Raw genomic sequence first — 13,014 nt, 5'->3', positions numbered from 1 at the left:
CGCGGCGGCTATAGCGCCGCACGATGGATGCCACCCCTCTCGCTTCCCGCCGTGCCGCAGTCGATGTGCTGATGGCCTGTCTCGACAAGGGCCAGCCGCTCGACGACGCGCTGGCCGGCCATCGCGGCTTCACCGCCCTCGATCCGCGCGACCGCGCCTTCGTCCGCCTGCTGCTGGCCACCACCGTGCGCCACCTGGGCGAGATCGAGGGCGTGCTGTCCGGCCTGATCACCAAGCCCCTGGATGGCGCGAACGCCGCCGGCCGCCAGGTGCTGCGGCTGGGCGCCGCCCAGCTGATGTTCCTGGGCACCCCGCCGCACGCCGCGGTCGATACCTCGGTGCGCCTGGTCGAGGATGCCGGCCTTCACCACCTGAAGGGCCTGATCAACGCCGTGCTGCGCCGGATTTCGCGCGACGGCGATGCTTTGCTGGTGGATCGCGATCCTGCCCGCCTCAACACGCCGCGCTGGCTGTGGGAAAGCTGGATCCATGCCTATGGCGAGGATACGACGCGCGCCATCGCGTCGGCGCACCTGCAGGAGGCGCCGCTCGATCTCACCGTCCGCCGCGATGCCGATTTCTGGGCTGGCCAGCTCGAGGCCGAAAAGCTCCCGACCGGCACGCTGCGGCGAAAGGGCGGCGGCCACATCGCCGAGCTGCCGGGCTTTGCCGAGGGCACCTGGTGGGTCCAGGACGCCGCCGCCGCCCTGCCCGTGCGGCTGCTGGGCGACGTCACCGACAAGCGGGTCGCCGATCTCTGCGCCGCGCCGGGCGGCAAGACGATGCAGCTCTGCGCCGCGGGCGCCCAGGTGACGGCCGTCGATATCTCGGCCCGCCGCATGACGCGCCTCGGTGAGAACCTCGCGCGCGCCGGCCTGTCGGCGAATCTCGTGACGGCCGATGCCAGCAAGTGGATGCCCGAGGAGAAGTTCGACGCCATCCTGCTCGATGCGCCGTGCTCGGGCACCGGCACCCTGCGCCGCCATCCCGACATCGCCTGGCTGAAGGACGAGGAGGATGTGGCGCGGCTGACGGTCACGCAGGACCGCCTGCTGGTGCGCGCCCTCGAGATGCTCAAGCCCGGCGGTACCCTCATCTACGCCGTCTGCTCGCTGCAGGAGGACGAAGGCGTCGAGCGGATCAACGGCGTCCTCGTTCGCAATCCGCAGCTCAAGCGCGTGCGTGTCACGCCGGCGGAACTGCCCGGCCTCGAAGACGCCATCACCCCGCGCGGCGACGTCCGCACCTACCCCTTCATGTGGGCCGACCGCGGCGGCCTCGATGGCTTCTACATCGCGCGCCTGACCACAACCTGATTCAGGGCTGGGGGCGCGCCCCCAGCCTTTGATCAGATCCTTGAGCTCGGGCTGTAGAACGGCTGGTGCTTCGAGGGGTCCATGTAGTTTTCGTAGAACTTGCGGGCGTGCGGCAGCAGGGCGACCGAGAGCTTGCGGCGCTCGACCTCGTCGTCGGCCAGGGCCTTGCTGAGATCGTCGTGCAGCGCCTTCAGCGCGACGGTCTTGTCGACCTTGGTGAAGACCCCGTCCTTGTAGATCACCTCGCCGTCGCACATCGTCATGGTGACGGCCTGCTGCTTGGCACGCTGCACGACGGCATCGAGTGTCGGGGTCATCTCGTCGAGATAGGGATAGGCCACGCTGTCCCAGTCGATCAGCACCATGTCAGCGGCCTTGCCGACCTCCAGCGTGCCGAGGCTCTCGCCGAACGGCGTCGTCTTCGCGCCGCCGACCGTCGCCATGCGAAGCACCTGCGCCATCGTCGGCACATCGGCCTCGACCATGCCCGGCACGCGATGCGCCCGCAGGACCAGCTTCAGCTCCTGCAGCATGTCGCGATCGTCGTTGATGCCGGCCTCGTCGAGACCGATCGCGGTATTGATGCCCTTCTTCTCGAAGTGATTGAGAGCGGCCACGCCCGACCGGAGCCGGAAGTTGGACGAGCAGTTGTGGCAGACGCAGCCCTTGGCCTCGGCCAGCCGGTCGATGTCCTTCTCGTTCAGCCACACGCCGTGGCCGAGGGTCAGCCGCTCGTTCACCATGCCGAACCGGTCGATGTATTCCAGCGCCGTGCAGTTGCCGCGCCGCCAGGCATATTCCTTCTGGTAGGCGGTCTCGAGCAGGTGCATGTGCATCGGCACATTGTACTTGGCCGACGCGTCGCTCAGTTTCGTGAGCGCCGGGTCCGAGCACCAGTGCAGGTTGGCCGGCGCCAGCTGGATCTTCACCCGGCGCTTGTTGTGATGCTGCGAATGGAACGACTTGAACATATCCATCGCATCGTCGAGGCTCATCTTGAAGCGGTCGAACCAGCGCTGCATCGGGCCCCGCAGCTCCGGCGGCAGGCTGCGCACGAACTCCTCGTCGGCCTGGTAGACGAGGCGGTTCTGGTCGCGCACGGCGTAGCAGTAGCTGACCCGCATGCCGACATCTTCATAGGCCTTGATCGTCTCGGTCGCGCGCTTCTCGACGTCCGGCAGGGTGCCGGGCATCCAGCCCTGAATGTGCTGCACCGTGGTGATGCCCGAGCCGATCATCTCGAAGGCCGAGTAGAGCGTGTCGAGATAGAGGTCGAGGTTGCGGATCACCATGCGGGTGATGAACCACAGTTCGAGAGGCATGTCGGGCGAACCGAGCTGGACCGGCGTCAGCCCGACATGGTGATGGCCGTTGACGAAGCCCGGCAGCAGGATCTCCTTGCCGGTGCCGATCACCGGCACGGTCGGGTGCTTGGCGTGCAGATCGTCGTAGGTGCCGACTTCGACGATGACACCGTCCTCCTGCAGGACGGCGCCGTCCTTGATCTCGTTCCAGGTGAAACGGTCCTTGGTGCCCGTGATGGCGGCGCGGCTACGGATCAGGCTGGTGGCCATATCGGCTTCTCCTTGCTGTCGGTTCTAAGAATCAGGCGGGGACGGCGAAAGCTTCCTGCTCGGCGAAGGCGCGGTCGACCTCGTCGCGCAGCAGGTCGGTGAGCTTGATGCGGAGATCCTCCGCCTCGCGCGAGAAGAGGTTGCGCGGCCGCGGCATGTCGATCGGCACGATCGTCTTGATGCGCCCCGGCCGTGAGGTGAAGACGACGACGCGGTCGGCCAGCGCCACCGCCTCGTCGATATGATGGGTGACGAACAGCACCGAGGCGCCCGAATCGCGCCAGACATCGAGCAGGAACTCCTGCATGCGGGCACGCGTCTGGACGTCCAGCGCCGCGAACGGCTCGTCCATGAGCAGGACCTTGGGGCGCATGGCGAGCGCACGGGCCACGGCGACCCGCTGGCGCATGCCGCCCGACAGCTCGTCCGGCCGCTTGTCCATGGCGGCCTTGAGGCCGACCCGCTGCAGTGCTTCCGCCGCGACGGTGCGGCGTTCCTCCTTGCTGGCGCCGCGGATCGACAGGCCGAAGCTCACATTTTCCCACACGGTCAGCCACGGAAAGAGCGAGGTCTCCTGGAAGATCAGGCTGCGTTGCGGCGACGGCGTCTCCACCAGGTCACCGAACGACCAGAGCTGGCCTTCGGTCGCGTCCTCGAGACCGGCGATCAGGTAGAGCAAGGTGCTCTTGCCGCAGCCCGAGGGGCCGAGGAAGACCACGAACTCGCCCGGCGACACATCGAGGTCGATGTCGGTCAGGGCGTTGTGGGCGCGCTTCGTGCCCACTGCCCAGGTCTTGCCGACGCCACGGCACACGACCGCATCGCGCGAGGAAAAGTGAGGGGCGGCTTCAGAGGACACGCAATCTCTCCGCGGTATCGGGCAACCAGTAGAGGATACGACGCTGCGCCAGCCGCAGCAGCCAGTCGAAGGTGAAGCCCAGCACGCCGATCACGGCGATGGTGAAGAACACCAGCGACGGATTGAACGTATTGCGCGCCAGCATGATCACCTGGCCCATGCCGTAGCCGACGCCTGTCGACTCAGCGACCAGCACGACCATCCAGGCGCCGAACAGGTTCATGCGCAGCACCTGGAGCATGCCGGGCAGGATGGCCGGAACGATGACCCGCGCATAGATCTGCGCCTTGGAAGCGCCCATGGTGCGCGCCACGTTGATCAGGTTGGTGTTGACGGTGTCGATCTGGTTGATGGTCGCCAGCACCATGTGGAAGAACAGCGCCACCACCACCATGAAGATGGCGGGCGCATTGCCGATGCCGAACAGGAAGATCGCGACCGGCAGCCAGGCGATCGGCGACACCGGCGACAGTAGCGTGATGGTGGGCAGCACCAGCCGGTCGAAGAAGCGGTAGTAGCGGACCAGCACGCCGACCCCGATCGCCAGCACCGAGGCGATGATCAGCCCAACGAACACGCGCGCCGTCGTGGCGGCGCCGGTGATCAGCACCGATTCGAAAGCCGACGGTCCCTCCGTCATCGACTGGCCGACCTGCCAGCGCGTGGCCGTGTTGAAGTACCTGCCCTGCTCGGCGATGTTGTCGAGGAATATGTGCGGCGGCGGCAGCAATTTCTCGTCCGCCCAACCCATCGCCCAGCAGAGTTCCCACAGCCCCGCGAAAAGGCTGATCGAGAGGAAGGCCCACCAGATTTTGGCCAGCCAGTCGAGCCCCGCCATCGAGGCTATCAGCCGCGATGCCGCCGCCGGGCGGGATGCTCCGGCGGCGGCGCCCGGGTCGCTGTCGCGTGCGACGACAGCCATCAGGCAGACTTGTACTTGAGCTTGCCGTAGAGGTCGGGATTCTCCTTGATCACGGCCTCGAGTATGGTCCAGTCGATGGCGTCACGACCGGGCTTCTTCTTGATGTAGCCCATCTCCATGACGCTGTCGGTGCGCTGCAGGATGAAGTCGGTCTGGCTGCGTGCGTCGACCACGGCGGGCTGCTTGCCCTGGGCGATCTTGGCGTTCTCCATCGAGGTCTTGTAGTACTTGCCGACGAGTTCCTTGAGCACCGTCTCGGTCTGGGTCTCGGCGTCGTACTGCGCCTGCATCATGCTCTTGATGATCGCCTTAAGCCCTTCGGGATTGTCCTTGATCAGACTGGACCGCGCCGCGAGCACACAATCGGTGTAGCCCTTGCCGTAGAGATCGACGCCGTTGGTCAGCATGACCGCCCCCTTCACGTCGGCCACCAGGGCCGAGGCGTAGGGTTCGATCGTGCAGATCCAGTCGATGGCGCCGGCCTTGAAGGCCTCGACCGCCTCCGGCGTGTTGCCCATGTAGCGGACCTTGACGTCCTTGAAGGCAATCTTGTGCTTCTTCAGGTAGTCGTAGGGCATGACCTCCAGCGTATCCATCTGGAAGGTGCCGAGCGTCTTGCCTTTGAGCTTTTCCGGCGTGTCGAGGCCGGGCCTGGCCACGATGGCGCACCCCTCGACGCCCCCGCCGGCCACGATCTTCACTGGCGCGCCCTTGTCATGGAGCGCCATGAAGCTGGTGTAGGGCATCAGGCCGATATCGACCTGGCCCATGCCGAGGAACGTCACCATCTCGGCCGAGGTCGGCGTGTTGATGAAGATCAGCTCGGTGCCCGCCGCCTTGGCGTATTGCCGTGAATGGGCGAGGAACAGGTTCAGGTTGCAGAAGCCGCTGCCGTGGGTCGACTTGATCCCGGCCGCGGCATGAGCCGGGCCGCCCATGAACATGCCGGGACCAGCCGCCATGGTGATGGTGCTGACGGCCGCGGCCCCCTTGAGGAAGCCGCGGCGTGACGGCGCGACGGCGCCGGCGAAGTTCATCTTGGACAGATCCGGAAAATGCGTACAGCCAATGCGTTCACACATGGAGAGCCTCCTCGGGCAGCGGAGAAATATTGGGTAAGGACTGCTGGCTTGGGCGAGTCTGCGACTGACAACTCCTTGTCGGTCGCTACTCGGTGCGACCGTCCTCAAAGGTGCCGGCACGCCAACCGAGAAGAATCGCGCTAGCGCGATTCTGCGCTGCTAATTTTGAAGCAAGGGTTGTGCCACCGGGGAAAAGAAGCAATCGCGGTGGACATCCGCCGCTCGGCGGCGTGGCCTCAGGTCAATTCCTGATCAGGCGCGCTATTTCTTGATCAGCGCTCGATGTCGCTGGCGTTCGATGTGTCCGAGATAGAGTCCAGAGCAGATGATCACCCCGGCCCCCACCCAGGTCCAGAAGTCGGGAAAGTCGCCGAACACGAGATAGCCCAGCAGGGCGGCACCGAGCAGTTGCACGTAGTTGAAGGGCGCCACGACGGCGGCCGGCGCCTGGCTGTAGGCGATGGTCAGGAAATAGTGGCCGACGCCGGCCATGATGCCCATGCCGATGAACAGCACCCAGTGCCAGCCGAAAGTCGGCGTCACCCATTCGAACGGCAGCAGCGGCAGGGCCACCGCGGTGCCGACGATCGTGGCCATCGTGGCCGAGGCATCGGGCCGCTCGGCCTGCCCGTAGCGCCGCGAGAAGAGCTGGTAGAGCGAGCTCGAAATCGTGCTGCCGACGATCCAGAGAGAATGCCACTCGAAGTGTGCGGAGCCCGGCCGCACCACGATCAGGGCACCGACGAAGCCCACCATGACGGCCACCCAGCGCTTCGGTCCGACCGGCTCGCCCAGGAACTTCGACGACAGCGCCGTGACGATCAGCGGGCTGGTGAGCGAGATCGAGGCCGCCGACGCCAGCGGCATGTCGACGATGCCGTGGAAGTAGAGATACGAGGACAGGAACAGCAGCAGGCCACGCACGATCTGGCTCGGCACGTTGTGCCATCGGAACAATGCCATTCCCGCGCGCGGCAGGAAGATCGCCATCATGAAGATGAAGGCGAAGGCGTAGCGTCCCCAGATCACCTCAATGACCGGGTAGGTCTGGCTCAGCGTCTTGGACATGGCGTTCAGGACGGAAAAGCACAGGACCGAGAAGATGATCGAGAGGATGGCCCGCAGGATCCGGTCGGTCGGCGGGGGCGCGCTGGCACTCATCGTCGGCAACTTAACCTGCTGGTGCCGACCAACAAGTGCAGGCACGGACTAAGCGGGCGCCCGCAGTGCATGGGTCGTTCCGGATGCTGGCATTGGCCCCTGCACGTCAGGTGCGCAGTTCCTTCGCCAACTCCTGGTCGGACGGCCAGAGCAGGAGCGACACGACCATCAGAATGCCGAGGCCGCCGGTGATCCCGGCGAAACGGTCGACCCCGGGCATGATGCTGTCCGGCGGTGCCAGCCCCTGCACCATCGTCACGACGAAGACGAAGGCGAACTGGGTGCCGACATAGGGAACGCCGTGGCGCCCCATCTGGATGTGCATGCCCACCCAGACGACGCCGCCGATCATGGCGAGCCACCAGAAGAACGATTCAACCTGCAGCGCGAGGCAGGCCAGGGCGACGATGCCGCCCAGCAGACAGCCCATGAACCGATGGAACGACTTCTCGGCGACCAGATGGCGGGTCGTCGTGCCGCCGTCGGCGATCAGAGGCGCCGCCATCACGACGGCGATCGTGACCGCCATCTCGCCCACGTCCGGCAGGTCGACCATCACCCAGACGATCATCACGGTCACCACCGAGATCGCGGCGCGGACCCCGTGCAGCACCGACGGCCATTGCGCGCCCAGCAGGTGCCGCCAACCCGGTGCCGTGGCCGGCGGCTCGGCGTGCCAGTCCTGCAGCACTTTGGCCGTCACCATCGCGCAGGAGACGCCGACCGCTACGTCGAGCGTGCGATAACAGGCGATCTCGAACGCCTGTGTCGGGTCGTTCAGGCTCATCAGCAGCACGAGGCTCGAGGTGATCGCCATGAAGAGCCAGGCCAGGCCGTGCGGACTCACCTGAACGGCGATGACGCCGGCCATGGTCGCACAGCCCAGGAACAGGCACAGCGCGACCTGGTCGTAGGGCAGCCAGCGCGCCATTATGAACCCCAGCACGGCGCCGGCGATCGTACCGCTCAGCCGCAGCAGGCCGCGCCGCACCGAGGCTGCACCGGTCGACATCAGGGACATGTAGCCGCTGATCGCCGCCCACCAGGGCGCATCGAGCTGCATCACCAGTGCCACCGTCGTGGTCAGCATCACCGAGACCGCCGCGACCGTGCCCATGCGCGACTGCGCCGGACGCGTGCCGATATCGGCGAGCTCTCGCCAGAAGCCGGTCAGGGTCCGGTCGAAGAGCCGCGCCCCCTCACGAACGTCTTCGGCGACCGCCCTCCCGTAGCGCGCGATCCCCGAAAGGCCCCTCACGGGAAGATGACGGTACGCGCATCGGCGCCCATGTAGAGCTTGAAGCCGGGCGGCATGTCCTCGAGCACGATGGTCACCGGAATGCGGCGCTGCAGGCGGATCCAGTCCGTGGTCGGCGCCACGTAAGGCAGCAGCTTGTCGACACCCGGATTGCGGCTGAAGCCGCGGGCAACGCCGGTGATCCGGCCTTTGTGGAAATGCCACGGCGAACTGTCGAGCCAGACCCAGGCGGTATCGCCGATCTTGAAGTCGCGGATATAGTACTGCTTGTAGTTGGCCATGATGCGCCAGGCGTCGGAATCGACGATGCCGACGTTCGGCACGCCGGTCGTGGCCATGTCGCCCTTGCGGATCGTGAGGTTGGTGATCGCCCCGTTGTTCGGCGCGTGCACGACGGTGCGGTCGAGGTTCCACTGCGCCGACGCCAGCTGCGCCTTTGCCAGTTCCAAGGACGCCTGATGGGCGCCGATGTCGGTTTCCGCCTTGGCGATCGCCACCGTGGAGATCGTCATCTCGGCCCGGGATCGACGCAGTTCGTCGTTGGCCCGATCGAGTTCGGAGACCGGCGCGAACTCGCGCTTGGCGAGATCGGAGAACCGACTCTGCTCCTGGACGGCGTAGGTGTGGCTCGACGTCGAGACCTGCAGGGCCGCCTGGGCAAGCGCCAGCTCCTCCTGCGCGACCTTGAGCTGGGCCGCGGCCCGATCGATCTGCGCCTTCCACTGATTGACCACGAGCTGGAACGGCTCCGGGTCGATCGTGTACAGCCTGTCGCCGATTCTGACGTCCTGGTTGTCGACGACATGGACCTCGACGATCTGGCCGGTCACCTGCGGCGCCACCGCCACGAGATCCGAACGCACATAGGCGTCGTCGGTGAAGGCGACGAAAGAAGTAACGACCTCGTACAGGAGGAAAAGCCCCAGGATCGTGCCGCCGACCGTGAGCAGCCGATGCAGCCGGCTGGTCTCGACGGCTGGCCTAGCTGGCGCCGGGGCGGGAAGCGGCTCGGGCGCTGCGACCGGGGTTGGTTCGGGCGCCGGCGCGGCGACGGGCTTCGGCGCGGCGGGCACGATCTCGGTCTGTCCGGGAGGGGTCACGTCGGGCGGCATCGCGCCGGCAAAGTAACGTGCCCGGCGCTAGAAGCCCATGCCCTTGATCTTCGCCGCGAGCGCCGACACGGAGAACGGCTTGCCGAGGAAGTTCACCCCGGCATCGATGACACCGTGGTGAACGATCGCGTTGGCGGTATATCCCGTCATGTAGAGAACCTTGAGGTCGGGCCGCCGCGCGACCGCGAGCCCTGCGAGCTGACGCCCGTTCATGCCGCCCGGCAGACCGACATCGGTGAACAGGAGGGCGATATCGCCCTGCTTCTCCAGGACGCGCAGCGCCTGCTCGCCGTCGCCCGCCTCATGCACCGTGCAGCCGCACTCCCGACAGGCGGCCACGGCGAACTCGCGCACGACGGGATCGTCCTCGACGACCAACACGATCGGCCCCGCCCCTGCTGCGACGCTCAGCGAGGGGGCGATCTCCGAATGGGTTCCCGACTCGGCCTGAGTGCGCGGCAGATAGACCTTCACCGTCGAGCCGTGGCCGAGCTCGCTGTAGATCTTCAGATGGCCGCCGATCTGCTTGATGTAGCCGTAGGTCATGCTGAGACCGAGCCCCGTGCCCTGGCCGCGCTCCTTAGTGGTGAAGAACGGCTCGAACGCTCGGGCGATCGTCTGCTGATCCATGCCGGTGCCGGTATCGGAGACCGCGATCATCACGAACTGGCCGGGCGTGACCTCGACATTGGCAGCCGCATAGGCATCGTCGAGATGGGCATTGGCCGTCTCGATCGTGAGCGTGCCGCCGCCCGGCATCGCATCGCGGGCGTTGATCGCCAGGTTGAGGATCGCCGCTTCGAGCTGCGCCGGATCGGCGCTCGCGCGCCACAGGCCGCCGCTCAAGACCGTCTCGATCTGCACGGTTTCGCCCAGCGTGCGGCGCAGCAGCTCCGACATGCCACTGACCAGCCGGTTGGCATCGACCGCCTCGATCTGCAGCGGCTGCTGGCGCGCGAAGGCCAGCATGCGCTGGGTGAGCGTGGCGGCCCGCGACACGCCGGTCCGGGCGAGATCGAGGAAGCGCACGACCTCGGGCGTCGGCTGCGGCACACGCCGGCCGACGATCTCGATCGCGCCCCCGATGCCCGTGAGCAGGTTGTTGAAATCGTGGGCGATGCCGGCCGTGAGCTGACCCACGGCGGTCATCTTCTGCGACTGCCGCAGGCTCTCCTCTGCCGTGGCGCGCCGGACCTGCTCCTCACGAAGCCGCTCCAGCGTATCGGCCTGCGCCGCTGCACGCCGCGAAGCGAGAAGTGCCAGCGCGAACAGGGCCAGCGTCGCCGGCAGCCCGAACAGGAGGTGTGCCGACATGCGGTGGATCCAGGCGTCGCGGACGGCGTCGCTGGCGACGCCCACCGCCACGTACACAGGCAGGTCGGGGAGCTTGCGATAGACCACCGTGCGCGCGATGCCGTCGATGGTGGCCTGCGGCGTGGTGTAGGTGCCCGACACGGGGTCCGCGGCGATCGCCTGCATGAACCGCGATCCGGGATCAAATCTCGTCGGCCCCGCGGATGCGGGATAGCGCGCCAGCAGTTCGCCGTCGTTGCGCACGAGGGATGTCGTGTAGTTGTCCGCCCAGGCCGCCTGTTCGAAGAGCTTTCCGAAGTAGGACGGGGGAATCGCCACGAGCACGACCCCGTCGAAGCCACCGTCCGGCCGCAGCCGCCGCTCGCTGTACTGGAAGATGTCGAGGTTTTTGATACGGCTGCGGTACGTCTCGCTGACGTAGCGCTGCTGCCGGTCATCGCGATGGGCCATGAAATACGGCCGGTCTGCCGCCGTCACGTTATCCGGGATCGGATGAACGTTGGCAGCGACCAGCGGGCGGCCTTCTCTGTCGAGAATGAAGACGTCCTCAACCTGCGGCAGATTCTGAACGAGGTGCTTCAGCTGCTGATGGAGCCTGCCCTGGTGTTGCCGGATCTCATCGTCGTTCAGATCGTCGACGAGGCTGATCACGTTGCTCACGATCAGCTGCTGCGTCTCGAAGGTCGCCCGGGACCCGACATAGAGAAGATCGAGCGTTCGGTTCTGCCGCTCCTGGAATTGCCGCTGGGTCTCGCCGTAGGCCAGCCAGCTTGCACCCGCGAAAAGCAGGGCCGGCACGACGAGCGTGGCGGCGAGCAGAACGAACGATGCATCGGCTGCCGTCTTGCCGCGCAGCGTCCAGGTCTCGAATTTCAGGAGCCGCCGCACGTGCGCCTAGGCAGGCTTGCGGATGAGCGAGGCCACGAAGTTGGAGAGCTCCGACGCGCTGTAGGGCTTGGGAAAGGAATGCATGCTGATGCCAGCCGGCAGCGTGCTGGGGGCGGAGGCGCCCGAGCAGCGGATGATGGGAAGCCCCGGCCGGTGCAGCGCCGCCGCCTCGATCACCTTCTCGCCCGACATGTCGGGAAGGCCGATATCCACGATCACCACACCGAGCGGCGTGTCACTCTGCAGGACGTCGAGCGCCTCGCGCCCGGTCGCTGCTTCGATGCACTCGACGCCGACGTCGCTCAGCGCGTCGACGAGCACCGCGCGGATCAGGAACTCGTCTTCAGCCAGCAACACACTCGACATGCGGGAGCCCTATTCGGCCGCCTTGGCCACGGTGGCTTTCGGCTTGAACGGAAGAATGCTTGTGGCGCGCGCCGCAGGCAACGGCAAGGGCGGCGTTTCCACACCCAGCGCGCGCGCCGCGTTCCAGGCCCAGCGCGGATCGATCAGGAACGGGCGGGCATGCGCCGTGCAGTCGGCCTCGCCAGCCGCGATGATCTTCTCGGCCTGCTCGGGCTCGGTGATCAGTCCGACGGCCCATGTCTTGATGCCGGCTTCCTTGCGGATGCGGGCCGAGAACGGCACCTGGTAACCGGGTCCGACCGAGAGCTTCTGGCCCGGCGCGTTGCCGCCCGAGCTGACATCGACGAAGTCGCAGCCGAGAGCCTTGAGCTGCCGGGCCGTCTCGATCGAATCCTCGAGGGTGATGCCGCCCTCGACCCACTCGACGGCCGACAGCCGAACGCCCAGCGCCTTCTCGGCAGGCCAGATCCTGCGTACGGCTTCGAACACTTCGAGCGGGAAGCGGCGGCGCTTCTCGGCCGTGCCGCCATACTCGTCGGTGCGATGGTTGCTGAGCGGCGACAGGAACTGGTTGAGCAAGTAACCATGCGCCCCGTGCAGTTCGACCACGTCGAAGCCCAGCCGCAGGCTGCGCTCGGCGGCATCGACGAAGGCCTGCTTCACGCGCTTCAGGCCGACCGCGTCGAGCGCCACCGGCGTGTGCCACTTCTTTTCCGGATCGTAGGCCAGCGCCGACGGGCCATAGGTCGTCCAGGGAAGATCCGGCGCATCGGCCTGCGTCAGCGGCCCGCCACCTTTCCAGGGACGCTGCGCCGACGCCTTGCGGCCGGCATGGGCGAGCTGCACGCCGAGCTTCACACCCGGCATCCAGCCGCGGACCCAGTCGATCACCGGCTTCAGTGCCGCTTCGTTCTCGTCGCTGTAGAGGCCGAGGCAGCCCTGGGTGATGCGGCCGTCGCGCTCGACATGGGTGGCCTCGAGGCAGAGCAGGCCGGCGCCCGACATGGCGAGCATGCCGTAGTGGACCTGGTGCCAAGGCTGGGCGCTGCCGTCGACGGCCGAGTACTGGCACATCGGCGAGACGACGATGCGGTTGGGCAGCGTTACGCCGCCGAGCTCGACGGGGGTGAAGAGTTGGGCGGTCATGGATGTCCTCGGATGG

At 66.7% G+C, this 13,014-nt stretch carries 11 protein-coding genes; 1 reads left to right on the top strand and 10 read right to left on the bottom strand.

Annotated elements, in window-relative coordinates; translation table 11 throughout:
- Positions 1 to 23: 23 nt before the first annotated feature.
- A complete protein-coding gene (locus ACO07K_RS06190) occupies positions 24 to 1,316 on the top strand; it encodes an RsmB/NOP family class I SAM-dependent RNA methyltransferase (RefSeq protein ID WP_422035025.1) in 1,293 nt (430 codons plus the stop codon).
- A gap of 32 nt (positions 1,317 to 1,348) precedes the next feature.
- Here ACO07K_RS06190 and ACO07K_RS06185 read toward each other — a convergent pair whose 3' ends face one another.
- The 10 genes from ACO07K_RS06185 to ACO07K_RS06140 form a co-directional block, all read right to left on the bottom strand.
- Positions 1,349 to 2,890, bottom strand: coding sequence for an amidohydrolase family protein (locus ACO07K_RS06185; RefSeq protein WP_422035024.1), 1,542 nt, complete (start codon positions 2,888 to 2,890; stop codon positions 1,349 to 1,351).
- 31 nt (positions 2,891 to 2,921) lie between these two features.
- Positions 2,922 to 3,749: an ABC transporter ATP-binding protein gene (locus ACO07K_RS06180; RefSeq protein ID WP_422035023.1), complete on the bottom strand. Its 828-nt coding sequence runs from the start codon at positions 3,747 to 3,749 to the stop codon at positions 2,922 to 2,924.
- Positions 3,739 to 4,671, bottom strand: coding sequence for an ABC transporter permease (locus ACO07K_RS06175; protein WP_422035022.1), 933 nt, complete (start codon positions 4,669 to 4,671; stop codon positions 3,739 to 3,741). Before ACO07K_RS06175 ends, ACO07K_RS06180 begins: the two co-directional genes overlap by 11 nt.
- Positions 4,671 to 5,753, bottom strand: a complete 1,083-nt coding sequence (locus ACO07K_RS06170; protein ID WP_422035021.1) for an ABC transporter substrate-binding protein — start codon at positions 5,751 to 5,753, stop codon at positions 4,671 to 4,673. The genes ACO07K_RS06175 and ACO07K_RS06170 overlap by 1 nt, the downstream gene beginning before the upstream one ends.
- Before the next feature lie 261 nt (positions 5,754 to 6,014).
- Positions 6,015 to 6,914: a DMT family transporter gene (locus tag ACO07K_RS06165; protein WP_422035020.1), complete on the bottom strand. Its 900-nt coding sequence runs from the start codon at positions 6,912 to 6,914 to the stop codon at positions 6,015 to 6,017.
- Between the two features lie 106 nt (positions 6,915 to 7,020).
- A complete protein-coding gene (locus ACO07K_RS06160) occupies positions 7,021 to 8,172 on the bottom strand; it encodes an FUSC family protein (RefSeq protein WP_422035019.1) in 1,152 nt (383 codons plus the stop codon).
- Positions 8,169 to 9,272, bottom strand: a complete 1,104-nt coding sequence (locus tag ACO07K_RS06155) for an HlyD family secretion protein (RefSeq protein WP_422035018.1) — start codon at positions 9,270 to 9,272, stop codon at positions 8,169 to 8,171. The genes ACO07K_RS06160 and ACO07K_RS06155 overlap by 4 nt, the downstream gene beginning before the upstream one ends.
- A gap of 39 nt (positions 9,273 to 9,311) precedes the next feature.
- Positions 9,312 to 11,486: an ATP-binding protein gene (locus ACO07K_RS06150; RefSeq protein WP_422035017.1), complete on the bottom strand. Its 2,175-nt coding sequence runs from the start codon at positions 11,484 to 11,486 to the stop codon at positions 9,312 to 9,314.
- 6 nt (positions 11,487 to 11,492) lie between these two features.
- On the bottom strand, positions 11,493 to 11,852 hold the full coding sequence (locus tag ACO07K_RS06145) for a response regulator (protein ID WP_298306354.1): 360 nt from the start codon (positions 11,850 to 11,852) through the stop codon (positions 11,493 to 11,495).
- Positions 11,853 to 11,861: 9 nt separating this feature from the next.
- Positions 11,862 to 12,998 (bottom strand): NADH:flavin oxidoreductase/NADH oxidase, encoded by a 1,137-nt coding sequence (locus ACO07K_RS06140; RefSeq protein WP_422035016.1) that lies wholly within the window; start codon positions 12,996 to 12,998, stop codon positions 11,862 to 11,864.
- Positions 12,999 to 13,014: the final 16 nt, after the last annotated feature.

Source organism: Reyranella sp. (assembly GCF_965228225.1).
Classification (GTDB): domain Bacteria; phylum Pseudomonadota; class Alphaproteobacteria; order Reyranellales; family Reyranellaceae; genus Reyranella.
This window is presented reverse-complemented; position numbering and strand designations above follow the sequence as displayed.